23 protein-coding genes and 1 pseudogene are annotated in these 24,236 nt (G+C 70.9%); 6 read left to right on the top strand and 18 right to left on the bottom strand.

Annotated elements, in window-relative coordinates; genetic code table 11:
- Window position 1: 1 nt before the first annotated feature.
- Both IEZ11_RS10495 and IEZ11_RS10490 read right to left on the bottom strand, forming a co-directional pair.
- The gene (locus IEZ11_RS10495; RefSeq protein WP_229712934.1) at window positions 2–1,261 is read right to left on the bottom strand and encodes a TIGR02678 family protein; all 1,260 of its coding nucleotides are present in this window, start codon (window positions 1,259–1,261) and stop codon (window positions 2–4) included.
- Window positions 1,258–2,799: a TIGR02677 family protein gene (locus tag IEZ11_RS10490; RefSeq protein ID WP_189262395.1), complete on the bottom strand. Its 1,542-nt coding sequence runs from the start codon at window positions 2,797–2,799 to the stop codon at window positions 1,258–1,260. The genes IEZ11_RS10495 and IEZ11_RS10490 overlap by 4 nt, the downstream gene beginning before the upstream one ends.
- Window positions 2,800–2,982: 183 nt before the next feature.
- Here IEZ11_RS10490 and IEZ11_RS10485 point away from each other — a divergent pair.
- A pseudogene (locus tag IEZ11_RS10485) lies at window positions 2,983–3,103 on the top strand (PadR family transcriptional regulator); the annotation flags it as partial.
- Window positions 3,104–3,185: 82 nt separating this feature from the next.
- On the opposite strand, the gene IEZ11_RS10480 reads toward IEZ11_RS10485, so the two are convergent.
- A complete protein-coding gene (locus tag IEZ11_RS10480; protein WP_189262394.1) occupies window positions 3,186–3,893 on the bottom strand; it encodes an alpha/beta fold hydrolase in 708 nt (235 codons plus the stop codon).
- Between the two features lie 130 nt (window positions 3,894–4,023).
- On the opposite strand from IEZ11_RS10480, the gene IEZ11_RS10475 reads away from it, so the two are divergent.
- Entirely contained in the window at window positions 4,024–4,593 is a 570-nt protein-coding gene (locus tag IEZ11_RS10475) for a TetR/AcrR family transcriptional regulator (RefSeq protein WP_189262393.1), read from the top strand.
- A gap of 310 nt (window positions 4,594–4,903) precedes the next feature.
- On the opposite strand, the gene IEZ11_RS10470 is transcribed toward IEZ11_RS10475, so the two are convergent.
- Together IEZ11_RS10470 and IEZ11_RS10465 are read right to left on the bottom strand one after the other, a co-directional pair.
- Complete coding sequence (locus IEZ11_RS10470; RefSeq protein ID WP_189262392.1) at window positions 4,904–6,232, bottom strand: class I SAM-dependent RNA methyltransferase; 1,329 nt, start codon at window positions 6,230–6,232, stop codon at window positions 4,904–4,906.
- A 141-nt stretch (window positions 6,233–6,373) separates the two neighbouring features.
- Window positions 6,374–8,419, bottom strand: coding sequence for an APC family permease (locus IEZ11_RS10465; RefSeq protein WP_189262391.1), 2,046 nt, complete (start codon window positions 8,417–8,419; stop codon window positions 6,374–6,376).
- 363 nt (window positions 8,420–8,782) lie between these two features.
- Here IEZ11_RS10465 and IEZ11_RS10460 point away from each other — a divergent pair, with 363 nt between their 5' ends.
- A complete protein-coding gene (locus IEZ11_RS10460) occupies window positions 8,783–9,454 on the top strand; it encodes a potassium channel family protein (protein ID WP_189262390.1) in 672 nt (223 codons plus the stop codon).
- On the top strand, window positions 9,454–10,125 hold the full coding sequence (locus IEZ11_RS10455) for a potassium channel family protein (protein ID WP_089104281.1): 672 nt from the start codon (window positions 9,454–9,456) through the stop codon (window positions 10,123–10,125). Before IEZ11_RS10460 ends, IEZ11_RS10455 begins: the two co-directional genes overlap by 1 nt.
- A 57-nt stretch (window positions 10,126–10,182) precedes the next feature.
- Here IEZ11_RS10455 and IEZ11_RS10450 read toward each other — a convergent pair whose 3' ends face one another.
- The 8 genes from IEZ11_RS10450 to IEZ11_RS10415 form a co-directional block, all read right to left on the bottom strand.
- The gene (locus IEZ11_RS10450; protein ID WP_189262389.1) at window positions 10,183–10,962 is read right to left on the bottom strand and encodes a DUF3159 domain-containing protein; all 780 of its coding nucleotides are present in this window, start codon (window positions 10,960–10,962) and stop codon (window positions 10,183–10,185) included.
- Between the two features lie 3 nt (window positions 10,963–10,965).
- Window positions 10,966–11,364 carry an OB-fold nucleic acid binding domain-containing protein gene (locus tag IEZ11_RS10445; protein WP_189262388.1) on the bottom strand — a complete coding sequence of 133 codons (399 nt, stop codon included), beginning with the start codon at window positions 11,362–11,364 and terminating at the stop codon, window positions 10,966–10,968.
- Between the two features lie 43 nt (window positions 11,365–11,407).
- Complete coding sequence (locus tag IEZ11_RS10440) at window positions 11,408–12,127, bottom strand: response regulator (protein ID WP_189262387.1); 720 nt, start codon at window positions 12,125–12,127, stop codon at window positions 11,408–11,410.
- Complete coding sequence (locus IEZ11_RS10435) at window positions 12,121–14,673, bottom strand: ATP-binding protein (RefSeq protein ID WP_189262386.1); 2,553 nt, start codon at window positions 14,671–14,673, stop codon at window positions 12,121–12,123. The genes IEZ11_RS10440 and IEZ11_RS10435 overlap by 7 nt, the downstream gene beginning before the upstream one ends.
- 152 nt (window positions 14,674–14,825) lie before the next feature.
- Entirely contained in the window at window positions 14,826–15,995 is a 1,170-nt protein-coding gene (locus tag IEZ11_RS10430; protein WP_189262385.1) for an alginate lyase family protein, read from the bottom strand.
- A 198-nt stretch (window positions 15,996–16,193) separates the two neighbouring features.
- Entirely contained in the window at window positions 16,194–16,955 is a 762-nt protein-coding gene (locus IEZ11_RS10425) for a DUF3710 domain-containing protein (RefSeq protein ID WP_189262384.1), read from the bottom strand.
- 1 nt (window position 16,956) lies between these two features.
- On the bottom strand, window positions 16,957–17,538 hold the full coding sequence (gene dut / locus IEZ11_RS10420) for a dUTP diphosphatase (RefSeq protein WP_373294889.1): 582 nt from the start codon (window positions 17,536–17,538) through the stop codon (window positions 16,957–16,959).
- Complete coding sequence (locus IEZ11_RS10415) at window positions 17,535–18,119, bottom strand: PaaI family thioesterase (RefSeq protein WP_189262383.1); 585 nt, start codon at window positions 18,117–18,119, stop codon at window positions 17,535–17,537. The genes dut and IEZ11_RS10415 overlap by 4 nt, the downstream gene beginning before the upstream one ends.
- Before the next feature lie 58 nt (window positions 18,120–18,177).
- Here IEZ11_RS10415 and IEZ11_RS10410 point away from each other — a divergent pair, with 58 nt between their 5' ends.
- The gene (locus tag IEZ11_RS10410; protein ID WP_189262382.1) at window positions 18,178–18,642 is read left to right on the top strand and encodes a DUF3093 domain-containing protein; all 465 of its coding nucleotides are present in this window, start codon (window positions 18,178–18,180) and stop codon (window positions 18,640–18,642) included.
- A 440-nt stretch (window positions 18,643–19,082) separates the two neighbouring features.
- Here the strand turns inward: IEZ11_RS10410 and IEZ11_RS10405 are convergent, their stop codons facing one another.
- From IEZ11_RS10405 to IEZ11_RS10390, 4 genes are all read right to left on the bottom strand, one after another.
- Window positions 19,083–20,006 carry a hypothetical protein gene (locus tag IEZ11_RS10405; protein ID WP_189262381.1) on the bottom strand — a complete coding sequence of 308 codons (924 nt, stop codon included), beginning with the start codon at window positions 20,004–20,006 and terminating at the stop codon, window positions 19,083–19,085.
- 13 nt (window positions 20,007–20,019) lie between these two features.
- On the bottom strand, window positions 20,020–20,316 hold the full coding sequence (locus tag IEZ11_RS10400) for a DUF4193 domain-containing protein (protein ID WP_003997302.1): 297 nt from the start codon (window positions 20,314–20,316) through the stop codon (window positions 20,020–20,022).
- 401 nt (window positions 20,317–20,717) lie between these two features.
- Window positions 20,718–21,980, bottom strand: a complete 1,263-nt coding sequence (locus IEZ11_RS10395) for a sensor histidine kinase (protein WP_189262380.1) — start codon at window positions 21,978–21,980, stop codon at window positions 20,718–20,720.
- A 5-nt stretch (window positions 21,981–21,985) separates the two neighbouring features.
- A complete protein-coding gene (locus IEZ11_RS10390; RefSeq protein WP_004924460.1) occupies window positions 21,986–22,639 on the bottom strand; it encodes a response regulator transcription factor in 654 nt (217 codons plus the stop codon).
- 420 nt (window positions 22,640–23,059) lie between these two features.
- Here IEZ11_RS10390 and IEZ11_RS10385 point away from each other — a divergent pair, with 420 nt between their 5' ends.
- On the top strand, window positions 23,060–23,233 hold the full coding sequence (locus IEZ11_RS10385) for a hypothetical protein (RefSeq protein ID WP_189262379.1): 174 nt from the start codon (window positions 23,060–23,062) through the stop codon (window positions 23,231–23,233).
- Between the two features lie 181 nt (window positions 23,234–23,414).
- On the opposite strand, the gene IEZ11_RS10380 is transcribed toward IEZ11_RS10385, so the two are convergent.
- Window positions 23,415–24,230 carry an inositol monophosphatase family protein gene (locus tag IEZ11_RS10380; RefSeq protein WP_189262378.1) on the bottom strand — a complete coding sequence of 272 codons (816 nt, stop codon included), beginning with the start codon at window positions 24,228–24,230 and terminating at the stop codon, window positions 23,415–23,417.
- Between the last annotated feature and the right edge of the window lie 6 nt (window positions 24,231–24,236).

Raw genomic sequence — 24,236 nt, 5'->3', positions numbered from 1 at the left:
GTCACCTTTCGTCGCCGGTCGTTCTGGTGACGGCGTCGCCGACCGCGTACCGCGCGAGGGCGGGGCGGGGCACGACGCCTCGCGGGGTGTGCTCGGCGAGCCCGAGGGCCTGGAGCTTGGTCAGGGCCTGCGCCACGAGCCCGGGTTCGGCTCCCGGCTCGCGGGCCGTCTTCGACCAGAAGTTGCCGTGCTCCACCGCGAGTTCGCGTACGTGCGCGGCCAGTTCAGCGACCGTGACGGGCCCGTCGGCCCGTGCCAGGTGCTGGGCGAGGAGCAGGGTGACGTGGCCGTGGGTGCCCTGTTCCGGCATGCGTACGTCGGTGAGGTCGTCCAGGGGGTCGACCATGGCGATGCCCTCGGCCCGGACCTCGGCGACCAGTCCGGTCAGTTCGGTGATGCGGGCGGTGATGAAGCCGCGTTGCCGGGTGAGGTAGCCGAGTTCGTCGTCGGTGAGATCGTCGTAATAGAGCACGGGGTCGTCGAGGAGGCGGCGGGTCAGTTTCCAGCGGATGGCCCGGAAGCGCAGTTCGTCGCTGTCGAGGGCGGTCCGTGCCGTCATCTCCGTCAGTCGTTCGGCGAAGTCCTCGGCCTCGATCAGGGAGGGACCGCGCAGGGCGGCGGGCATCCCGGCGAGAACCCGCCGGCGTACGTCGTACAGCACGTCACCGGAGCCGCTGACGTACGCCTCCTCGTCACCGGCGACCCGCCGCAGCACGCCGATCCGGAGCAGCAGACGTACGACGGCGGCGAGGTCGAGGCGTTCGTCGCGCCGTTCCAGGGTGAACTCGATTCCGGCGGCGAGGAGTTCGGGGTCGGCGGCGGCCAGGACGACCTGTTCGGCGAGACGGCCGAGGGCGACCTGGGCCTCGCCGCGCTCCAGGGCGGCGAGGGTCAGGCAGAGCAGGACGTAGCGGCGGCGGGTGAAGGGCAGGGCGGTGCGGGCCGTCTCGCGGGCGGGGTGGGTGGCGTCGGTGAGGGTGCCGGGTGTCTTGCGCAGCCGGGCCGCGTCGGCGTCGGTGCGCAGCGTCCAGCCGACATTGCGGTCGAACCAGTCGCGCAGTGCGGTGGCGTGCCGACGAACCAGCCGGAACTCCTCGGTGTACGGACCGTCGGCGGTCAGCAGCGGCTCCTTCAGCAACGCGCGTGCGGCACGCTGGAGTTCGGCCTCACGCTGGCCTTCGAGGACTTCCGCGAGAGGGCCGGAGGGGCCGGTGCCGCCGATGGGGCCGGTGGGGCCAGGGGGGCCGGCGGAGTCGGTCACCGGCCCTCCCCCGTGCCGGTCGTGGTGAGGTCGATGATGTCGATCAGGTGGTCGGGGCCGCTGAACACGCCGTCGAGAGTGCGCACTTCGGCTGTCGTGCCGTCGTCGAGCGCGGTCAGCCGTATCTCCATGGAACCGTCCGAGCCGGTCGCCGTGGTGGTCCTCATGCCCGGTCGCCAGGTGGCGAGGGCGTCGCCGAGCAGCCGCAGGAACAGCTGGAAGGCGAGGGGGTCGAGTTCACCGAGCCGGGACAGCCGTACCGGCCCGCCCGTCACGAGCCGGTCGCGGGCCTGCCTGGCCTCCGCCGTCTGGCGGGCGGCGAGTTCGGCGAGCCGGCGTTTCGCCTCGCCGCGGTCCGCCACTCGGCGTGGCCTGCCCCGGCGTTCGTAGCTTCCGGTACGACGCAGCTGGGGGCTGATCCGCAGGGGGCGCGCCTTGGCCCAGGGCGTCGCGGCGGGCTCCGGTACGGCGGCGCGTTCGGCGAGGGTGTCGGCGTCGACGGTGAGGTGCCGGGACGAGTGGAGCCCGAACGCCACCCGCCACAGCCGGTGCCGCGTCTCGTCGTCCGGCGCCTGGGCGAACCAGCGGGCCAGTGTGCGGAAGTCCGCGGAGCGGTCCGAGCGCCCGGCCCGTCGCTCGTTCAACTGCCTGACAACAGCCAGCAATTGAGGAATGGCTCCGAGGGCTCGCCCGCGCAGCAGCCGAGCCTGTGACTCCCGCCCCTCCTCCGACACGAACCACTGGGCGAGCCCGGACCAGCGAGCGGCCCACCTCTCGTACGCCATCGCCTCCGCCCGCTCGGCCTCCTCGGGAGCGGCGTCGGCGGCCTCCCGCCCGGCGGCGAGGGCCAGCAGTGGCGCCACCCTCCCCTGTTCCTCCAACTCGCCGATGAGCAGGGCGATCCGCCCACCGAGTGTGATCAGATCCTGGATGAACCGCTCCAGGTACTGGATCAGCCGGTCCTTGTACGCGAGGAACCCCTCGACCTGGATGTCGTGCAGGTCGATGGTGCGCTGCAATGAGCCCATGAAGGCACGCGCGTTGTCCGCGAGGTCGGTGAATCGAGCCGTGAGGACGGACAGCGCGATGTACGCCTTGGCCGGATCCGGCTCGTCCTCCTGGGCGATCACCAGCAGCGCCCGCAACTGCGTGACGATGTCGCGCAGCGCGACCGCCTGGAGTTCCCCGCGCCGCCCGAGCGTCGCGTCGTACGTCCCGAGCGCCGCCTCGGCCGCCTCGCCGGCCCGGGTGAGCTGGTAGATGAACCGCCTGCGGTAGAAGTCCTCGACGGCCGTCACCCGGGCGTGGTCCGGATCGGCCCGCAGGTTCCCCCACCCCACAAGCCTGTCCAGCGCCGTCACCACCGCCTCGACGTCACCGGGCCGGGCATCCGCGTCCAGCGCCGCGAACACGTCCTCCGGCCGCAGATGCACCGCGAACCGCTCCTTGGCGTCGAGGAACGCCCGCATCACCTGCCGGTAGAGGGCGGAGTTGGGCACGGTGAGGTGTGCGAACGGGCTGTAGTCCTGCGAGGTCATCGTGGGTCCATTGTTCCCGACCGCCGCCCCTGCCCGTGCGCGATGTCCGGTTTTCGTCTCACACCGGGCGCGAGACCGCGCGCCGACTCCACCCTGGTGCCGGCGGCCGTCCGCCGCGACCGCGCGGGTCCGGCCACCGCACGAGGCCGTGATCTGGAGCGCAGGTCAGCCATCCGTCTTCTCATGCTGGGCGCCGTGCGCCAGCACGGGCGGGCCGACGGCTACCAGGTGCGCAACGACCCCGCCCCGGACCGAGTACGAGATGACGGCGAAGGGCACCGAGGAGTACTTCCGGCTGCGGCGAAGCCGATGGATCTCGTGATCGTCCGTGCCGATCGGTTCCACCCTCACCGGAGCCGGAAGTGGCCGTGGCAGTGGCGGAGGGGTCAGCGGGTGGCCTTGGCAGCCTCGATGACGAGGTCGGCCACGGCGTCGGGCTGTGAGATGGCTACCGCGTGCGACGCCGCCACGCGCACGACGTGCGATCCGGCGCGCTCGGCCATGAACTCCTGCGCTTGGCCGGGGATCGCATTGTCCTGAGTCGCGATCACTGCCCACGACGGCAGCGTGCGCCAGGCCGGCCGACCGGAAAGCTCCGCCGTCAGGGCCTGCACGCGCACCGAGCGCTGGGTGACCGCGAGGACGTCGGTGACCTCGGCGGGCAGGTCACCGGCGATGACGTCCCGGTAGTGCTCAGGCAGGATGCGCAGCTCCGGTTCGCCCTCGTGCTCGGTGGCGACGGTGGTGTCCGGGCCCATCTTGGCGCCCGGGAAGCGAGCGGCGTTCTCCAGGCAGCTCTCGCCCTCGTCGGGCTGGAAGGCGGCCACATAGACCAGGGCCTCGACGTTCGACGCGTCGCGGGCGGCGCGGGTGATGATCGCGCCGGCATAGGAATGGCCGACCAGGACGACCGGGCCGTCCACGGTCTCGGCGACGGTGGCCGCGTACTGGGCGTCGGACTCCAGGCCGCGGAGCGGGTTCGAGACGGCGAGGGTGGTGTATCCCTGCGCCTGGAGCTTGGCGATGACGCCCTTCCACATGCCGGAGTCGCCGAAGGCGCCGTGGACGAGAACAATCGTGGGGGTGGTGCTCATGGGTTGGGTTCCGTACCTCTCAGGGAGAATGACCGGTCTTTCTTCAAGAAAGACTAGTCGTTCTCCCTAGGTGCGGCAACGTGACGAGGGCGACCGTCCAGAACGACTGGTCTTTCTTTACGATGGGTGTATGAAGACCGCCTCGGAGCTCCACCCCAAGGACCGGCTGCTGCGCACCGCGTCCCGCCTGTTCTACGCGGAGGGCATCCACGCTGTCGGTGTCGAGCGCCTCATCACCGAGGCCCAGGTCACGCGGGCCACCTTCTATCGGCACTACCCCAGCAAGGACGACCTGGTCTCCGCCTACCTGGCGACGACCGCCACGGGGATCCGGGACGCTGTCGGCCGTGCGCGAGACGGCAGGTCACCGCGCGAGGCGATCCGTGCGGTGATGGCCGTCCTCGGCGACGCGACCCTCGAAGACGGCTTCCGCGGCTGCCAGTTCCTCAACGCGGCCGCCGAGTACCCCGACCGCACCCATCCGGTGCGCGCGGTCATCGACGACCAACGCACCTGGCTGTTCGAGGTGTTCCGCGAACTCTCCACCGGCCTGGGTCATTCGGACCCCGAGCACGCCGCACGCGTACTCGTCCTGCTGCACGACGGCGCGTTCCAGGCAGCAGAACTCGGCGACCCGGCGGTCGTACGCGAAACACTGCGCCGAGCCGTCGACGAGGTGTTCCCCGCCGAGGAGGCCTGACCGAGACACCGGCGCCGGCCGTCAATCCCACCTTCTGCGCCTGACACGAACAGCCCCGACAAGGACGAGGCCGGACCTCAAAGCCCTGGCCCAGTACGGGCGCCGCCCTCACCGGCGGATCGAGGAGGCGCCTCCACAAGAACCGTCGAGTGACGCCGCCCCTCAGGACCGCCGCAGCGGTTGGATCCCGAACACCTGCCGACATCCCGTCAGAACGCGCGTCGAACGAGCGTCACGAGCACCGTCTCAGCGTCAGGACATCGCCCGTAACGCCCGCACCGCGCATCATCCGCACGGGCAGAACCGCGGGTCAGGCACCCTTCCCCACCGGCTCCAGGATCGCCACGCACTCCACATGGTGCGTCATCGGGAACAGGTCGAACGCCCGCAGTGTCCGCACCCGGTAGCCCCCGTCCCGGAAGTACGCCAGGTCGCGGGCGAGTGCCGCCGGGTCGCAGGCTACGTAGGCGATGCGGCGGGCGCTCAGCGACGTCAGGTGCTCGACCGTCTTGCGGCCCGCGCCCGCGCGGGGCGGGTCGAGGACGATGAGGTCGACCTCCGTGATGCCCGTGCGCGGCAGGACCGACTCGACCTTGCCCTGTTCGACGCGGACCCGGGGGAAGTCGGCGAGGTTGTGGCGGGCGTCCTCCACCGCGCGCTTGCCGGACTCGATGCCGAGGACCGCACCCTTCTCGCCGAGGCGGTCGGCGAGGGCCCCGGCGAAGAGGCCGACCCCGCAGTAGAGGTCCAGCGCCATCTCCCCCTTGCGCGGCAGCAGCCCCTGCATGACCGCGGTGACCAGGGTGTCGGCCGCCATCGGGTGGACCTGCCAGAAGCCGCCGCTGCCGACCCGGTGGGTACGGCCGTCGGCGCGTTCGCGGACGAAGGCGCGGCCGTGGACGCGGTGGATCCCGCCGTCGTGCTCGTCGACCCGCATCACCGAGACCGGCTTGTCGAGCTCGACCAGGGGAAGGCGCGCGCCCGGGCGCGGCTCCAGGATGACCATGCGGTCCTGGGAGCCCGTCGCGGCGATCGCCTCCACCGCGGCCATGCCCGACCAGTCCCGCTCCTCGATGCCCAGTTCGCTGACGCCCGGCGCCGCGATCATGCAGTGCTCGATCGGCTCCACCTCGTGCGAGCGGTGCCGGCGCAGTCCCGCGTTGCCGTCGGCGTCGACGGCGTACTGCACCCGGGTCCGCCACTGCGGCACCTCGCCCGCCGGCAGCTTGTCGCCCTCGGCGGGCATCACCGTGCCGTCCCACCCGGCGTCCTCCGGGGTGAGACCGGCCAGCCGCTTCAGCTGTTCGGCGATCACCTCGCCCTTGAGCCGGCGCTGGGCGCCCGGCTTGGCGTGCTGCCAGTCGCAGCCGCCGCAGCGGCCGGGGCCGGCGTAGGGACAGGGAGCCTCGACGCGGTCCTTGGACGGGTCCAGGATGTCCACCGCGTCCGCGCGCAGGAAGCGGGCGCCCTCCTCGCCCTCGGTCACCCGTGCCACCGCCCGCTCGCCGGGCAGCGCGTGCCGGACGAAGAGCACCTGGCCCTCGGCGGTCCTGGCGATGCAGTGCCCGCCGTGCGCGACCGGGCCGATCTCGACCTCGTACTCCGTCCCCACCAGCGATTTCTTCGGTTCTGCCTGCATGGCGGGGTGACTCCAGATCAAGGGGGAGGGAAACGGCCCGGACGAGGGCCGACGACAGCCCACCAGTCTACGTGGTCACCGAGCCGGCACCTGCCGCGCGGGCCGCCGCTCCCCTGCCCCGGTTGACCCCGGTTCCCCCGGTCAACCCCCGCTGTGCTCCTTGGGCCGGTGTTCCGCCGGGCCTCGGCGGACCGCACCCGGTGCGTTCCATTCCTGGCGCTTGCGGGCCCGGTTCCGTGCCGCCTCCGAGGACACCAGCTGGTAGGGCACGGACGTCACCATCACGCCGGGTGTGAACAGCAGCCGGCCCTTGAGCCGCAGCGCGCTCTGGTTGTGCAGGATGTGCTCGTACCAGTGGCCGACGACGTACTCCGGGATGATCACCGAGACCGCGTCCCGCGGGGACTGGGCGCGCAGGCCCTTGACGTACTCGATGATCGGCCGGGTGATCTCGCGGTACGGCGAGTCGAGGACCTTCAGCGGCACGTCTATCCCGCGCCGTTCCCACTCCTCGCGCAGCGCCTTCGTCTCGGCCGGGTCGACGTTGACGGTGAGCGCCTCCAGGGTGTCCGAGCGCATCAGCTTGGCGTAGGCCAGGGCACGCAGGGTGGGCCGGTGGATCTTCGAGATCAACACCACCGAGTGGACTCGGGACGGCCGTACCAGGTCGTCGTCCGGCTCCTCGGGGGCCGAGATCTCCTCGGAGACGCGGTCGTAGTGCTTACGGATCGCGGTCATCGTGGCGTAGAAGATGCACATGCCGAGCAGCGCCACCCAGGCGCCGTGGGTGAACTTCGTGACCAGGACGACGACCAGCACCAGACCGGTGAAGAAGGCGCCGAACGCGTTGATCGCGCGGGAGCGGACCATGTGGCTGCGCTTGGCCGGGTCCTGCTCGGTCGCCAGGTGGCGGTTCCAGTGCCGGACCATGCCGGTCTGGCTGAGCGTGAAGGACACGAACACGCCGACGATGTAGAGCTGGATCAGGCGGGTCGAGTCCGCGCCGTAGATGACCGTGAGCAGCGCGGCGGCGCCGGCGAGCAGCACGATGCCGTTGGAGAAGGCGAGGCGGTCGCCGCGGGTGTGCAGCTGGCGCGGCAGGTAGCGGTCCTGGGCGAGGATCGAGCCGAGCAGCGGGAAGCCGTTGTACGCGGTGTTCGCGGCCAGGAAGAGGACCAGGGCGGTGGCCGCGGCGAGCACGATGAACAGGAAGCTGCCCTTGCCGAAGACGGCCTCGGCGACCTGGGAGATCACCGGGTTCTGGACGTAGCCGGAGCCGATGGCGACGCCGTTGTGGATCAGGTCGGTGGCGGGGTTCTCGGCCATGCGGACCTTGGTGACCATGGCGAGCGCGATGATGCCGCAGAACATGGTGACCGCCAGCAGGCCCATCGCGGCCAGCGTGCTCGCCGCGTTCTTCGACTTGGGCTTGCGGAAGGCCGGGACGCCGTTGGAGATGGCCTCGACACCGGTGAGCGCGGCACAGCCGGAGGAGAAGGCGCGCAGCAGGAGGAAGACCAGGGCGAAGCCCGCCAGGCCCTGGTGCTCGGCCTTGATGTGGTAGGCCGCGGTCGGCGCGCGCATCGTGTCCCCGAGGACCAGGCCCCGGAACGCACCCCACGCGATCATGATGAAGACACCGCCGACGAACACGTACGTCGGGATCGCGAAGAGCTTGCCGGACTCCTTCACGCCGCGCAGGTTCATCAGCGTGAGCAGCACGATCACGGTGACCGCGCAGAGCACCTTGTGCTCGACGACGAAGGGGATCGCGGAGCCGAGGTTCTCGATGCCGGAGGCGATGGAGACGGCGACGGTCAGGACGTAGTCGACGAGCAGGGCGCTGGCGACGGTCAGGCCGGCCTTGGGGCCGAGGTTGGTGGTGGCGACCTCGTAGTCGCCGCCGCCGCTCGGGTAGGCGTGCACGTTCTGCCGGTAGGAGGCGACCACCGTGAACATCAGCACGACGACCGCGACCGCGATCCAGGGGCTGAAGTGGTACGCCGACACGCCCGCGATGGACAGGACCAGCAGGACCTCCCCCGGCGCGTAGGCGACGGAGGACAGGGGGTCGGAGGCGAAGACGGGGAGCGCGATGCGCTTCGGCAGGAGCGTTTCACCCAGTCTGTCGCTGCGCAGTGCGCGCCCGATCAGGATCCGTTTGGGCACGTCGGTCAGTTTGGACACGAGAGAGGATCGTAGGCCTTCCACCTGGTAGGTCTCCAGCCGCAGTACCGGATCTGCCTCCCGAGTGAAAAAGGAGACGGCTGGAACTGCGGATTCCGCAGCCTACGTCCGATCCGTGCCTAGATGACAGATCCCGCCCGTCTTCGCACTTCGGAGGTCCCATGCCCGCGACCGCAGAGCTGATCGGTGCCACGCTCGCCCTCGTCGGCCTCGGAATCCTCACCGCCTGGAGCGTGCGCAGCATCACTCGGCGATGAGCCTCGCACAGGGGTGCCCGGCCGGGACGGTGCGTGTGTAGCTTGGGCCACGGTCTGAGACCCTGATGGGGCTGAGCAGTAACTTTTGGACACCGGAAGGACGGTCGTGCACATCGTCATCATGGGCTGCGGCAGAGTGGGATCCGCTCTGGCCCAGACCCTGGAGCAACAGGGGCACACGGTCGCCGTGATCGACCAGGACCCCACCGCCTTCCGCAGGCTGGGCCCGGGATTCGGCGGCCGCCGGGTCACCGGTGTCGGCTTCGACCAGGACACCCTGCGCGAGGCGGGCATCGAGGAGGCAGGCGCCTTCGCCGCCGTCTCCAGCGGCGACAACTCGAACATCATCTCCGCGCGGGTCGCCCGCGAGATGTTCGGGGTGGAGAACGTCGCGGCCCGGATCTACGACCCCCGGCGCGCCGAGGTCTACCAGCGCCTGGGCATCCCGACCGTGGCCACGGTCCGCTGGACCGCCGACCAGATGCTGCGCCGGCTGCTGCCCTCGGGTGCCGAGCCGCTGTGGCGCGACCCCACCGGCGGGGTCCAGCTGGCCGAGGTGCACGCCTCGCCGAAGTGGGTCGGGCACAAGATCAGCAAGCTCCAGGAGGAGACCGGGGTCCGGGTCGCGTTCCTGACCCGGCTCGGCGAGGCGATGCTGCCCACCTCGCAGACGGTCCTCCAGGAGGGCGATCTGGTGCACGTGATGATGCGGACGGACGACGTCGACAAGGTCGAGGCCGCCTTCGCCGGGGGTCCGGAAGAGGAGAGCGGTCACTGATGAGGGTCGCCATTGCCGGAGCCGGTGCCGTCGGCCGCTCGATCGCGGGCGAGCTGCTGGAGAACGGCCACGAGGTCCTGCTGATCGACAAGGCCCCGACCGCCATCTCGGTCGAACGGGTCCCGCAGGCGGAGTGGCTGCTGGCCGACGCCTGTGAGATCACCTCCCTGGACGAGGCGGCGCTGCAGCGCTGCAACGTCGTGATCGCCGCGACCGGCGACGACAAGGTGAACCTGGTCGTCTCGCTGCTCGCGAAGACGGAGTACGGCGTCCCGCGCGTCGTCGCCCGGGTCAACAATCCCAAGAACGAGTGGCTCTTCAACGAGTCCTGGGGCGTGGACGTCGCCGTCTCGACGCCGCGCCTGATGTCGGCCCTGGTGGAGGAGGCGGTGTCGGTCGGCGACCTGGTCCGCCTGCTGCGCTTCAGCCACGGCGACGCGAACCTGGTGGAGCTGACGCTGCCCGAGGAGTCGGCGCTGGCCGGCACCCAGGTCGGTGACGTGGAGTGGCCCGAGGACACCTCCCTGGTCACGATCATCCGCGGCACCCGGGTCCTCACCCCCTCCCGCGAGGACTCCCTGGAGGCGGGCGACGAACTCCTCTTCGTCGCGGCCCAGGCCCGCGAGGAGCAGCTGGAGGACCTGCTGTCGGTCCGGCGGGAAGACAGCTGACGCGGACAGGAAGAAGGGCGCCCTCCGCAGCGGAGGGCGCCCTTCTGTCGTAACGGTCTACTTGCGGTGGCGTCCGGCGGTGCCCGAGGTCTCGCCGCTCCCGGCGGCCTGCGCCTGCGCCGCCTTGCGCTCCTCCTCGGCCTTCTCCTCCGCCTCCATCTCCGCGAACACGTCGATCGGCGGGGGCGCCTTGGCCAGGAAGACCCAGGTGAGCCAGACCGCGAGCAGGAACGGCGGGATCTTCAACGCGACGAGCACCCAGCCGAGTTGGGCCGTGTTGGCCCACCAGTACAGCGGGAAGAGGATCGCGCACTTGGCGAGCAGGATCAGGCCCCAGGCCCAGCTGGCCTTGGCGTAGGCCTTCTTGCGGCCGGGGTTGCGGGTGCGCCAGGAGAGGTTCTCCTTGAAGACCGGGCCGAGGATCAGGCCGATCAGCGGGACCCCGCACAGGGTCGTGACGATGTACGCCAGCGCCAGGCCCAGCGTGTAGAGCATGCCGGGGAGGTAGAAGTCCTTGGCGTTGCCGGTCATCATCGCGAAGACGACACCGAAGGCGACGCCGAAGACACCGCTGAAGGCGTGCTTGACGGTGTCCCGCATGGCGAGGCGCACCACGACCAGCACCACGGAGACCGCGAGGGCGGCGATGGCCGACCAGTGCAGGTCCTTGTTGATGGTGAAGATGGTGACGAAGAGCAGGCCGGGCAGGACCGTCTCGACCATGCCCCGGACACCGCCGAACGCCTCGAAGAGCGCGGCCTCGGTCACCGCCCGCGCGTCCTGCTGCGCGGTGTCCTCCGCCTGCGTGTCTTCGGTCGGCTTGTCGAGCGACGTCACCGGCTACTCCCTACCGAGGGGTCTCAGTTCGTACTTGGGATTGAACAGCACCCGGCGGCCCCGGCTCAGCGAGATCCGGCCCGATGCGATCAGCCTGCGCCCCGGTTCTATGCCCACGATGGAACGCCTGCCGAGCCACACCACGTCCAGCGCGGCGGAGCCGTCGAACAGCTCGGCCTCCAGGGCCGGGACTCCGGCACGCGGCCGCAGGGTGACCGTGCGCAAGGTACCAGTAACGGTGACGATCTGCCGGTCGTGGCAGTCACCGATCCGGATGCAGCCCTCGGTGTCGGCGTCCTCGCGCAGCTCCTCCGACTCCAGGTCCTCCTGGGACGAGGAGAGCCGGTCGAGCATGCGCCGGAACCGGCCGGCCGGCTTTTCGGAACGAGGTACAGCACTCATGTCTGAAGCGTACCGGGGCCCACCGACACCGCCGTAGTCCAGCTCACTTCTCGAACCGGTAGCCCATCCCCGGCTCCGTGATGAAGTGCTTCGGGTGGGACGGGTCCGCCTCCAGCTTGCGGCGCAGCTGTGCCATGTACACGCGGAGGTAGTTGGTCTCCGTCCCGTACGACGGCCCCCACACCTCCTGGAGCAGCTGCTTCTGGCTGACCAGCCGGCCGGTGTTGCGGACCAGCACCTCCAGCAGGTGCCACTCGGTCGGGGTGAGCCGGACGTCCCGGCCAGCCCGGTTGACCTTCTTCGCGGCCAGGTCGACGGTGAACCCCTCGGTCTCCACCAGGACGTCGTCCTCGCCGCCCCCGGCGACCGGCTCGGCGCGGCGTACGGCGGCCCGCAGCCGCGCCAGCAGCTCGTCCATGCCGAAGGGCTTGGTGACGTAGTCGTCGGCGCCCGCGTCGAGCGCCTCGACCTTCTCGTCGGAGGTGTGGCGGGCCGAGAGGACCAGGATCGGCACCCGGGTCCAGCCGCGCAGCCCCCTGATCACCTCGACGCCGTCCATGTCGGGCAGGCCGAGGTCGAGGACGATCACGTCGGGGTGGCGGGAGGCGGCCAGTTCGAGGGCGGTACGGCCGTCGGGGGCCGCGTCGACCTCGTACTTGCGCGCCTTGAGGTTGATCACGAGGGCACGCACGATCTGCGGCTCGTCGTCAACCACGAGCACACGCGTGGGGGTCTGGGGGGCACCCCCAGTCGGGCTCAGCATGAGGCCTGCCTTTCCGGTTCTGCTACGGGTGCCGCTGCCACGGCGGTGACCGATCCTGCCGCGCGGAGGCTGAGGACCATGGTGAGCCCGCCGCCGGGCGTGTCCTCGGCGTTGAGGGTGCCGCCCATCGCCTCCGCGAAGCCCCGGGCGACCGCGAGCCCGAGTCCGACGCCGGCGCCGCGCGGAGCGTCACCGTAGCGCTGGAAGGGTTCGAATATGCGTTCCTTGGCCTCGTCGGGCACGCCGGGTCCGCGGTCCACGATCCGTACCTCCACGCGGTCCGCGATGGCGCTGGCGGAGACCAGCACGGGCCGTTCGGGCGGGCTGTACTTGACGGCGTTCTCGACCAGGTTGGCCACCGACCGCTCCAGGAGCCCGGCATCGGCCTCGACCATCGGCAGGGTCTCGGGGACGTCCAGGTCCACACTGCCGTCCGGGACCCCGACCAGCGCCATCGGGACCACCTCGTCGAGGTCGGTCTCGTGGACGATCGGGGTGACGGTGCCGGTCTGGAGGCGGGACATGTCGAGCAGGTTGCCGACGAGGTGGTCGAGGCGGTCGGCGCCCTCCTCGATGCCTTCGAGGAGTTCCGCCCGGTCCTCCTCGGACCAGTCCACGTCGTCCGAGCGCAGTGACGAGACCGCCGCCTTGATCCCGGCCAGCGGGGTGCGCAGATCGTGGCTGACGGCGGCCAGCAGGGCCGTACGGATCCGGTTGCCCTCGGCGAGCGCGCGGGCCTGCTCGGCCTCCTCCTGGAGGCGCCTGCGGTCCAGTACGACGGCGGCCTGGGCGGCGAAGGCGGCGAGCACCCGGCGGTCCTCGGCGGGCAGCACCCGGCCGGTCAGCGCGAGGGCCATGTGGTCGCCCACCGGCATGTCGACGTCGGCGTCCTCGGGACGCTCCAGCGCGGGCCCGAACCCGGCGCGGCCCGCGCAGGTCCAGGGCTCGACGTCGCCCGCCCGCTCCAGGAGGGCTGCGGACTCCATGCCGAAGGTCTCCCGGACCCGTTCGAGCAGCTCCTCCAGGCTGGTCTCGCCGCGCAGCACGTTGCCCGCCAGGAAGGAGAGGATCTCCGACTCGGCGCGCAGCCGGGCCGCCTGGTGGGTGCGGCGGGCCGCGAGGTCCACCACCGAGGCGACGGACAGCGCGACCCCGAAGAAGATCACGATGGCCACGATGTTCTTCGGGTCGGCGATGGTCAGCCGGTGCAGGGGCGGGGTGTAGAAGTAGTTCAGCAGCAGCGATCCGAAGGCCGCCGACGCCAGCGCCGGGAAGAGCCCGCCGAGCAGCGCGGCCGCGACCGTGAGGGTCAGGAAGAGCAGCATGTCGTTGGCGAGACCGAGGTCGACGGTGTTGAGCAGCACCGCCATGACGGCCGGGCCGACCAGGCCGACCAGCCAGCCCGCGATGATCCGGCCGCGCCCCAGCCGGGTGCCGCGGGCCACCGGCAGTCCGCGGCCCTTGGCGACCTCCTCGTGGGTGACGATGTGGACGTCCAGGTCGGGTCCCGACTCGCGGGCGACGGTGGCGCCGACGCCGGGTCCCAGGACGTACTGCCAGGCCTTGCGGCGCGAGGAGCCGAGCACGATCTGGGTGGCGTTGACGCCGCGCGCGAAGTCGAGCAGGGCGGCCGGGATGTCCTCGCCGACGACGTGGTGGAAGGTGCCGCCGAGGTCCTCGACCAGGGTGCGCTGGACGGCGAGTTCCTTCGGGGAGGCCGAGGTCAGGCCGTCGCTGCGGGAGATGTAGACAGCGAGCACCTCGCCGCCGGCGCCCTTCTCCGCCAGCCGCGCGGCCCGCCGGATCAGGGTGCGCCCCTCCGGCCCGCCGGTGAGGCCTACGACGATCCGCTCCCGCGAGCCCCAGATCGCCGAGACCCGGTGCTCGCTGCGGTACTGCTTCAGGTACTCGTCGACCCGGTCGGCCACCCAGAGCAGGGCGAGTTCGCGCAGGGCGGTGAGGTTGCCGGGCCGGAAGTAGTTGGACAGCGCCGCGTCGACCTTGTCCGGCTGGTAGATGTTGCCGTGCGCCATCCGCCGGCGCAGTGACTGGGGCGACATGTCGACCAGCTCGATCTGGTCCGCGCGCCGTACCACCTCGTCGGGCACCGTCTCGCGCTGGCGCACGCCCGTGATGGACTCCACGACGTCGCCGAGCGACTCCAGGTGCTGGATGTTGACGGTGGAGACGACGTCGATGCCGGCCGCCAGCAACTCCTCGACGTCCTGCCAGCGCTTGGCGTTGCGGGAGCCGGGGATGTTGGTGTGGGCAAGTTCGTCCACCAGGGCGACGGTGGGGTTCCGGCGCAGTACGGCGTCCACGTCCATCTCCGTGAACAGGGCGTCCCGGTACTCCAGCTCCTTGCGCGCGACCTGCTCCAGGCCGTGCAGCATCACCTCGGTGCGCGGCCGGTCGTGGTGCTCGACGAACGCGACCACACAGTCGGTGCCCCGTTCGACGCGCCGGTGTGCCTCGGAGAGCATGGCGTAGGTCTTGCCCACGCCCGGTGCCGCACCGAGATAGATCCGAAGCTTGCCGCGTGCCATGGTCCTATTGTCTTCCTGCAACTGCCGCCTACGCAGCGTCGACCTTACGGCCAACAATCCGGTCGAACGGGGCAGGGAGCCCGGCAGCGGGCATCCTTGACGCAACCCTGATGGGCGCCGGTACGGCGGCTCCGGCGCCCGTCACCGTGCGCTCAGTTGGGGTTGTCGCCGTGCGTGAGGGTCTCCCAGGCGACGAAGAGGTTGTTGCTGCCCGCGGGCCGGTTGTTCAGGGTGAGCGTCTGCGTGTTGGTCATGGCGATGCCCAGGCGGTTGTGGAGGGCGTTGTAGCCGACCTCGGTGACGGGCCCGAGCCCGAGGTTCAGGGTGCCGCCGCAGAGCCAGCCGGGGACGGCGGTGCCCAGCTGGTACTTGGACTGGAAACCGAGCGCCTGCCGCAGCCGCTCGCCGACGTCCGTGCCGTACAGGTCGGTGCCCTGGATCCGGCTGGTCTCGGCGACGTGCGAGATCGCGGAGATGCCGTACCCGGTGTGCGTGAAGTCCCGGCAGGTCTCCTGGGTGAGGCCGGTGACGAAGGTGGACTGGCCCTGCCAGTAGGAGACGATCTTGGCGGTGGTGTCCAGGTTCTGACTGGGCACGGTCTTCGGCACCGACCCGTCGGAGGCCAGGTAGACGTAGGCGGCCGCGCGGGTGCGGAACTTCGCCATGGCCGTGTCGTACGACGCCTTGTCCTCCAGGAAGACGGAGATGCCGACGGCGGCCTCCATCATCGACAGCTCCCAGTTGCCGTTGGAGTTGGAGCCCTTGATGACGGTGGGGAGGTAGACGTTGCGCAGCATGGTGGCGAAGCGGGCCTCGTTCGCCCAGGTGCCGGTGTAGGTGTACCTGATGATCTCGGCGGCCTTGGGCCAGGAGGAGCCCGCCCAGCCGGTCTGGAGGGGCGCGTTGCTGTTGGTGTGGCCGGTGATGGTGGCCGACCAGGCGTCCATGATCTGGATGGCCTTCTGGGCGTAGCGGGCGTCCTTGGTGACGTACCAGGCGAGGGCGTCGGTGTAGGCGGCGATCGCGTCCTCGCGCTCGTCGGTGCAGCCGTGGTTCGGGTTCGAGTACGAGCCGCACTCGACCGTCGCCCAGGGTGTGGGCGTGCGGTTCAGGTCGGCGTACTCGCTCGCCATCATCTGGTCGTAGGCCGCCTTCCAGGGCTGGGCGCCGGCCAGTACCTCGGTGCGGGCGAAGTCCAGCTGGGCCTTGGAGACGGTGACTCCGGGATGCACGAAGGTGCTGGGTGCGGAGTGGGCGGCGGGGGCCGTGAAGGCGCCCAGGAGCAGGGCTCCCACGGCCGCGAGCAGGGGGATGCGACGCACAGCGACTCCGTTCTCGTACGTTCTCGTATGTGAACCTGGAGCGCCTCTGTGAACGTAGGCGTGATCCGAGACCGTAGGTACGGACCAGACTTCCGTCAAGGTGTGAAGTAAGCGGGAGTCATTCACACCGCAAGGCCCGCGCATGTGAAAGGGCCGCACCCCGGTGCGGGGTACGGCCCTCGTCGCCTGCCTGTCCTGCTACCGGACCTCGGTGATCTCCGGTCCGCGCTGGAGCTGGCCCATGCCACCGGAGAAGCGCGAGGACTCCTCCTGCTGGACACCCTCGGGGACCATCTGGGCGTCGTTGGGCAGCTTCAGGACGATCGGGTCGCGGGGCGCCATCGGGCCCTCGCCACGGACCACCACGGTGTCCCGGAAGATCTGCTCCAGCAGCCCGGCCGCCTGCGGCTGCACCGCGCCCTGCCCGGAGATCACACCGCGCAGGAACCAGCGCGGGCCGTCCACCCCGACGAACCGCACGACCTGGAAGCCGCCGGTGCCGTCCGGCAGCTGCACCGGCACCTGGGCGCGCAGCTCCCAGCCCAGCGGACCCTCGACCTCGTCGACGATGCCGCCCTGCTGGGTGATGCCGGTCGCGATCTCCTCGCGGACCTCGCCCCAGATGCCCTCGCGCTTGGGCGCGGCGAAGGCCTGCAACTGGATGGCGCTGTCGCGCAGCACCACGGTCGCCGCGACGATCGCGTCGCCCGCGACCTCGACCCGGAGCTCCATGCCGTCCACGCCGGGCACGAACAGACCGCCCAGGTCCACCCGGCCCTCGCCGGCCTCGCGCACCTCGGTGTCGTCCCACGGCCCGTCGGGCCGGGGCTCCGGCTCCAGACGAACGCGCTCGCGCTCGCCCTCTTCCTCGTCCGCCTCGGTGTCGACGCTGTCGACGACCTGCTCGGCCTCGCCGGCCGCGTCCTCGGCGGCACCCTTCTTCTTGCGACGTCCGAACACGTCACTGTCCTTCCCGGTCGGATACGACCGAAGCGTATCGATTCCCACCCGTCCGACCGCCCTCGGCGGCCTGACCGCTTGTGCCGCTCACGTCGCCCACCGCGGCATGACCGCCGGTGGACCCGAAGCCCCCCTCGGCCCGCGCCGAGTCGGGAAGTTCCGCCACCTCCTGGAAGCGGACCCTCTCGACCTGCTGGACGACCAGTTGGGCGATCCGGTCGAAGCGCTCGAACCGCACGGCCTCGCGCGGGTCGAGATTCACCACGATCACCTTGATCTCCCCACGGTACCCGGCATCAATCGTCCCTGGGGCATTCACGAGGGCCACACCGCACCGGGCGGCGAGCCCCGAACGGGGGTGCACGAAAGCCGCGTACCCCTCAGGGAGGGCGATCGACACTCCCGTGGGCAGTACGGCCCGTTCTCCGGGCTCCAGCTCGCACGCCTCGGTGGTGCGCAGATCGGCTCCCGCGTCACCGGGGTGCTCGTACGCCGGAAGCGGTACGTCGGGGTCCACTCGGCGGACGAGGACGCCGAGCGGGCGCACCGGGCCGGCCGGGGTCTCGGGGTGTACGGAGTTCACGGGTTCACCTCGAAGGCGCGGGTGCGCCGGGCCTGGTCCGGGTCCTTCATGGCGGCCTGGATCTCTTCCTCGCGGCCGTTGTCGACGAAGTGCTCGACCGGGACCTCGACGAAGAGGGCCTCGGCACGGACGGCGACGGGCCCCGTGGGGCCGTCCATGCGTCCGGTGGCGGTCGAGTAGATCTTCCGGCCGGCCACGGCTACCACCTCGGCCGCCAGGTGGAGCGTGGTGCCGACGGGCACGGGCCGTACGAAGTCGGTCTCCAGCCGGCCCGTCACGGCGATCTTCCGCAGCAGCCAGTTGAGCGAGCCCAGGGTCTCGTCGAGGGCGGTGGCGAGCACCCCGCCGTGCGCGAGGCCGGGGGCACCCTGGTGGGCGGGGCGCACGGTGAACTCGGCGGTGAGGGAGACGCCCTCGCCGGCCCGTGCCTCCAGATGCAGCCCGTGGGGCTGCTCGTGGCCACAGCCGAAACAGTGTTCGTAGTGTGCACCGAGGAGCTCACCGGGCGCGGGCGCGTCGGGGTGCCGCTCCGGTTTCCGGGCACTGGCGGGAGGCTGAAGAGCTGCGGAACTACCACTCACAGCCGCAGACCTTACCCGCGCGTCCAGTGAATCCGGACACCATGCCAAGCTTGGCTCCATGCAGCTCTCCGCCACCCCGTACGAAGAACGCCTCACCGCCCCCCGGTCGTGGTGGTTCATCAGCTTCCTGGTCGGTGTCTCGTTCGCCCTGATCCTGCTGCCGTTCGGCACCCTGCCGATGCTGGGCGGCCTGGCCGGCGGCACCGCGGCGGCGGCGGTGGTGGCCAGCTCGTACGGCTCCCCGCGGATCCGGGTCGTCGGTGACTCGCTGATCGCGGGCGAGGCGAAGATCCCGGTGTCGGCCCTGGGCTCGTCGGAGATCCTGGACGCGGAGGAGGCGCGCGCCTGGCGCACGTACAAGGCCGACGTCCGCGCCTTCCTCCTGCTGCGCTCCTACATCCCGGGGGCGCTGCGCGTGGAGGTCACCGACCCGGAGGACCCGACGCCGTACCTGTACCTGTCGACGCGGGAGCCGGAGGCCCTGGCGGCGGCCATCGAGGCGGCGAAGAGCCCGAAGGGGTAAGCGCCCGGCTGGAGGCGCCGCGATCTGCGGTCCGCGGCGCCGTCATGACCGGTCACGCCCGCGCGGCGGAGCCCTCGGCGTGATCCGCGACCGGATCATCCCCAGCGGCCGGTCGCGCCCGCGCGGCGGAGCCGCGTGTGAATACCGGCCCCGCCTCTTCGGGGCGCTGCCGAACCGCCGTGCACCTCGCCGGACCCGCTCGGCGCCCCCGGCAGCCGCCTACGGGCCCCTCCGGGGCCTGCCGAGCCGTCGGCCGACTCGTGCCGTGGGTCCGCCGCCGCGGCCGGCTTGCGCCGCCGGAGGGGACGGTTCCTCCGTCGGCCCTGGTTCTCCGCGGCTCCGTCCGCTCCCGCCGCTGATCTCTTTCCCGCCGCGACGGCGCTCCGCGACCACGGCACGGTCCGGCGGTGCCGAACCCACGCGCGGTGGCGGCGCCGGGGTCAGCCCCCGAAGTCCTCCGGGAGCTCCGCGATCGGCAGCGGCTCCGCCGGCTTCTCCAGCGGCGGCAGCTCCGGCAGCGCCTCCCACGGCACCTGGATCCTTCTCAGGTCCGACCGGATCCGCGCCGCGAGTTTTCTGGTGTCCCGGCGGTTCATGACGGCTCCCACCGCGGCGCCCACCATGAACGGCATCAGGTTGGGCAGGTCCCGCACCACCCGCTTCATGATCTGCTGGCGCAGCTCGCGCTTCATGTGGCCCCCGAGGGCCGTGTTGATCGTCGACGGCTTCATCACGTCGATCCCGCGCTCCCCCGACCAGGAGGACAGATACGCGGTGCTGCGGGCCTTCACGTTCCCCGGCGGCCGCGCGCCGTACACCTCGTGGAGCTCGGCGATCAGCTTCAGCTCGATCGCCGCGACCCCGGTGATCTCCGCGGCCAGCTCGGTCGGCATCGCCGGCGGCACCGGCAGCATCGCGGCAGCCCCGACACCGGCCCCGACCGCCGAGGTCGCGGCCGCCGCGCCCGCCACCAGTTTGTCGGCGAGCTGCTCGGGCCCGAGCCCCGGGAACTGCCGGCGCAGGGTCGCGAGGTCACGTACGGGGACACGCGGGGCGATCTCGATGATCCGGTCCGCCAGGTACGCCAGCCCCGCTTTCGCCCGGCTGCCGCCCTTACGGGCGCCTTCCCGGGCCATGTCCACGGCCCTGTCACGGATGGCCGCAACCCGTCGCCTGGCGACGGGCGCGGCCTGGTCCACCGGCGACGCCGGGAGGTCACCCCGGCCGGCCGCCGGTTCGAGCGAGGCTCCCGGATCGGATGAGCCCCGCTCGTCGTCATCACGCGCACGTGGGCCGTCGGACGGCCCCGAGTCCGCTCCCGGCAAGGGGAAGCGGCGCTTCCGAGGTGGGGTCGAGCCAGTCATGCCCGACCCGTCCTCAGTCGCAGTCGCGGCAGATCGGCTGACCGTTCTTCTCCCGGGCCAGCTGGCTGCGGTGATGCACCAGGAAGCAGCTCATGCAGGTGAACTCGTCCTGCTGCTTGGGCAGCACCCGGACGGCCAACTCCTCGTTCGAGAGGTCCGCGCCGGGCAGCTCCAGGCCTTCGGCGGCCTCGAACTCGTCTACGTCCACCGAGGACGTTGACTTGTCGTTCCGCCTGGCCTTCAGCTCTTCAAGGCTGTCCGAGTCGACGTCGTCGTCGGTCTTGCGTGGAGTGTCGTAATCGGTTGCCATGTCGCTCTCCCCCTCTGGGTGTCTGCGGTGTCTCCAGCGCACGTAACGCGTGAGAGGCCGGACTTGTGCCCGACCCGAGGCGGAGATTTTGCCTCACATCAAGGTCTGTTACTCAATCGACACCCAACCGGACCCCTCAAGAGCGATCGGGTTGAATGGCGATGGGGACCGTACACGGTCTTGTCGAGGCACTTCAAAGGCGCCTCACCCTGTACTTCCCGTGATCAAGACCCCTGAAAACAGGGATTTTCCCGGCTTTATTCCCCTAGCCATGATCACAGAGAGTAGATGGCCGGAAATCCGCCCTTGTGATCGATCACACACGGGGGAATGTGCCGCGCCGCCGGAAAATTCAGCGCAAAGCGAACATCCCCCGCGAGTGTCGCGATCTTGTAACAGCGTCAGACCGGCAGCGTGACCCTCATCACGAGCCCACCGCCCTCCCTGGGCTGTGCCGCGATGTGCCCGCCGTGCGCCCGGGCCACCGACCGCACGATGGACAGGCCGAGGCCCACACCCTTGTCGCTGCCCGTGCGCTCGGTACGCAGGCGCCTGAAGGGCTCGAAAAGGTTGTCGATCTCGTACGCCGGGACCACCGGCCCGGTGTTCGCGACGTACAGCACCGCCTGGCCGTGCTGGATCTCCGTGTTGACCTCGACCCAGCCCTCCTCGGGCACGTTGTAGCGCACCGCGTTCTGCACCAGGTTCAGGGCGATCCGCTCCAGGAGCACACCGTTGCCCTGGACCACCGCGGGCTTGCGTACGCCCCGGATCGTCACGCCCTTGGCCTCCGCCTCGGCGTGCACCTGGTCGACGGCCTGGGAGGCCACCTCGGCCAGGTCGACCGGCTTGCGCTCGACGATCTGGTTGTCGCTGCGGGCGAGCAGCAGCAGGCCCTCCACGAGCTGCTCGCTGCGCTCGTTGGTGGCCAGCAGGGTCTTGCCGAGCTGTTGCAGCTCCACCGGCGCGCCCGGGTCCGAGAGGTGCACCTCCAGGAGCGTGCGGTTGATCGCCAGGGGGGTGCGCAGCTCGTGCGAGGCGTTGCCGACGAAGCGCTGCTGGGCGGTGAAGGCCCGCTGGAGCCGCTCCAGCATGTCGTCGAAGGTGTCGGCGAGCTCCTTGAGCTCGTCGTCCGGGCCGTCCAGCTCGATCCGGCGGGACAGGTCCGAGCCGGCCACCGCGCGGGCGGTGCGGGTGATCCTGCCGAGCGGGGACAGCACCCGGCCGGCCATCGCGTAACCGAACGCGAAGGCGATCACGGCCAGGCCCAGCAGGGCCAGCAGCGAGCGGCTGAGCAGGTTGTCCAGGGCCGCCTGGCGCTGGTGGTCCACACACTGGGCGATCGCGTTGTTGAACTCCTGGAGCGGCACGGTGTTGGCCGTGCCGGCCATGTTGATCGCGGGGCAGTTGTCGCTGGAGACCTGGAGATTGTCGAACTTGACGATCTTGAACAGCGGCTGGTTGCCGGTGCTGATCGCCTGGGCCGCGAGCAGGTAGATGATCGACAGCAGCAGGATGCCCGCGATCAGGAACATGCCGCCGTACAGCAGGGTGAGGCGTATGCGGATGGTCGGGCGCAGCCACGGGAAGACCGGCTGCTGCTGCCTCCTCGGGTCCCAGGTGGGCTTGGGAGGTGCCTGCGGGGGTGCGGGAGTGGTCGCCACGGTCGTCAGATCCGGTAACCCGAACCGGGGACGGTGACGATCACCGGGGGCTCGCCCAGCTTGCGGCGCAGGGTCATCACGGTCACGCGCACGACGTTGGTGAAGGGGTCGGTGTTCTCGTCCCACGCCTTCTCCAGGAGCTGCTCGGCGCTGACCACCGCTCCCTCGCTGCGCATCAGCACCTCCAGGACGGCGAACTCCTTGGGGGCGAGCTGGACCTCCTTGCCGTCGCGGAAGACCTCGCGGCGGTTCGGGTCGAGCTTGATGCCGGCCCGCTCCAGGACGGGCGGCAACGGCACGCTGGTGCGGCGGCCGAGGGCGCGCACGCGCGCGATGAGCTCACTGAAGGCGAAGGGCTTGGGGAGGTAGTCGTCGGCGCCGATCTCCAGGCCCTCGACGCGGTCGCTGACGTCACCGGACGCGGTGAGCATCAGCACGCGGGTGGGCATGCCGAGCTCGACGACCTTGCGGCAGACGTCGTCGCCGTGCACCAGGGGGAGGTCGCGGTCGAGGACGACCACGTCGTAGTCGTTGACGCCGATGCGCTCCAGGGCGGCCGCACCGTCGTACACGACGTCGACGGCCATGGCCTCCCGGCGCAGTCCGGTGGCCACCGCATCGGCGAGCAGTTGCTCGTCCTCGACGACGAGTACGCGCACGTCGCTTGTCCTTCCTCTGTCCACTCGCGTAGCGCACGGCGGCGCACACGGGCAGGGGGCTCCATGGGGTGTGTGACCTCCATCCTGCCCTTTTCGGCCATAAGTCGGCAGTAAGACAGGGGGCCGGGCAACGGGATCGGAGGCCGCCGGGCGGGAATGCGGGATTTTCTCCTGCGGTTGAGGTTTCCACGGAGGGGAGCAGGGGGAGGACGGCAGGTACACCCCGCGATCACGCTCTGCATGTGCCGCAGCACCATGCGGTACGTACACCGCCGCTACAGCAGAGTGGACGATGGGGGTGTCCAGGCACCGTCGCCGCCCAGCAGGGCAGCGCTGGGCACCCGCGAGAGACGTGATCGCCCCTTTCGAACGGCACACCCCCGTGCCACCGACCCACGACCCAGGACGAGGGGGCGCAGCATGGACGCATTCACGACGGGGCTTCTACAGCGCATAAAGGCGACCGAGTCCGACATCACCAAGGCTCGTGACGAGGGTGACGACTTCCTCGTCGAAGTGGAACAGGCCGAGCTCGACGACCTGCGCCGCCTCGCCGCCGAACACGGTGTGGAAGTCGGCGCGACCAGCGTCTGACAGTCCCGCAGCACAGCACCACGAGAACAGGGCCCCGGCGAATCCAGCGCCGGGGCCCTGCCCGTACCTGATCCTTTCCCCCGTCACGGCGTTCGATTCCTGTCGGCCGCGGATGCACGCGATCTTTTTCGCGAGACCGGCGGCGGGGTACCGGCCCCGTCGCCCCCGCGCGCGGCGGATCTCAGTCGTGCCAGGCCCCGAAGTCCTCCAGGAGGCGCTGGAGGGGCTCGAAGACGCCGGGGGTGCCGGCGATCGTCAGGTCGCGGGAGAGGGGCTCTCCGGGGCGGCCACCGGTGCGGGCGCCGGCCTCGCGGGCGATCAGGTCCCCCGCTCCCCAGTCCCACGCGTTCAGCCCGCGCTCGTAGTACCCGTCCAGCCGGCCGCAGGCCACGTCGCACAGGTCGACGGCCGCCGATCCGCTGCGCCGGATGTCCCGGAGCAGCGGGATCAGCCGGGCGGCGACCTCGGCCTGGTGGGCGCGGACGCCGGAGACGTAGTTGAACCCGGTCGACACCAGCGCCTGGTCCAGCGGCGGCGCCGGACGGCAGCGCAGCTCCCGGCCGCCCTCCCACGCCCCGGTCGCCCAGGCCCCGCCGCCGCGTACCGCGTGGTACGTCTCGCCGCGCATCGGGGCCGCCACGACGCCGACGACGGTCTCCCCGTCCTGCTCGGCCGCGATGGAGACCGCCCAGGTCGGCAGCCCGTAGAGGTAGTTGACCGTGCCGTCGAGCGGGTCGATCACCCAGCGGATGCCGCTCGTGCCCGGCGTCGACGCGCCCTCCTCGCCGAGGAAGCCGTCGTCGGGGCGGTGACCGGCGATCAGGTCGGTGATCAGTTTCTCCGCCGCGATGTCCATCTCGGTCACCACGTCGATCGGGCTGGACTTGGTCCGGGCCACGGCGAGGTCGGCCGGACGGCCGTCCCTCAGCAGCTCGCCCGCGCGGGCGGCCGCCTCCCGGGCGAGCTTCAGGAGGTCGGTGTGCAGGGCGTCGGTCACGGGACT

Origin of the sequence: Streptomyces fuscichromogenes (genome assembly GCF_014645815.1) — a bacterium.
Lineage (GTDB): Bacteria > Actinomycetota > Actinomycetes > Streptomycetales > Streptomycetaceae > Streptomyces > Streptomyces fuscichromogenes.
The sequence above is the reverse complement of the archived record's forward strand: the minus strand, read 5'-3'. Positions and strand labels throughout refer to the sequence as shown.

Coding starts and splice junctions, on each gene's coding strand:
- IEZ11_RS10445 (WP_189262388.1), bottom strand. CDS start 11,364: ATGAGTGCTGTACCTCGTTCCGAAAAGCCGGCCGGCCGGTTCCGGCGC.
- IEZ11_RS10400 (WP_003997302.1), bottom strand. CDS start 20,316: ATGGCAACCGATTACGACACTCCACGCAAGACCGACGACGACGTCGAC.
- IEZ11_RS10405 (WP_189262381.1), bottom strand. CDS start 20,006: ATGACTGGCTCGACCCCACCTCGGAAGCGCCGCTTCCCCTTGCCGGGA.
- IEZ11_RS10440 (WP_189262387.1), bottom strand. CDS start 12,127: ATGCTGAGCCCGACTGGGGGTGCCCCCCAGACCCCCACGCGTGTGCTC.
- IEZ11_RS10410 (WP_189262382.1), top strand. CDS start 18,178: ATGCAGCTCTCCGCCACCCCGTACGAAGAACGCCTCACCGCCCCCCGG.
- IEZ11_RS10490 (WP_189262395.1), bottom strand. CDS start 2,799: ATGACCTCGCAGGACTACAGCCCGTTCGCACACCTCACCGTGCCCAAC.
- IEZ11_RS10475 (WP_189262393.1), top strand. CDS start 4,024: ATGAAGACCGCCTCGGAGCTCCACCCCAAGGACCGGCTGCTGCGCACC.
- IEZ11_RS10470 (WP_189262392.1), bottom strand. CDS start 6,232: ATGCAGGCAGAACCGAAGAAATCGCTGGTGGGGACGGAGTACGAGGTC.
- IEZ11_RS10435 (WP_189262386.1), bottom strand. CDS start 14,673: ATGGCACGCGGCAAGCTTCGGATCTATCTCGGTGCGGCACCGGGCGTG.
- IEZ11_RS10385 (WP_189262379.1), top strand. CDS start 23,060: ATGGACGCATTCACGACGGGGCTTCTACAGCGCATAAAGGCGACCGAG.
- IEZ11_RS10480 (WP_189262394.1), bottom strand. CDS start 3,893: ATGAGCACCACCCCCACGATTGTTCTCGTCCACGGCGCCTTCGGCGAC.
- IEZ11_RS10455 (WP_089104281.1), top strand. CDS start 9,454: ATGAGGGTCGCCATTGCCGGAGCCGGTGCCGTCGGCCGCTCGATCGCG.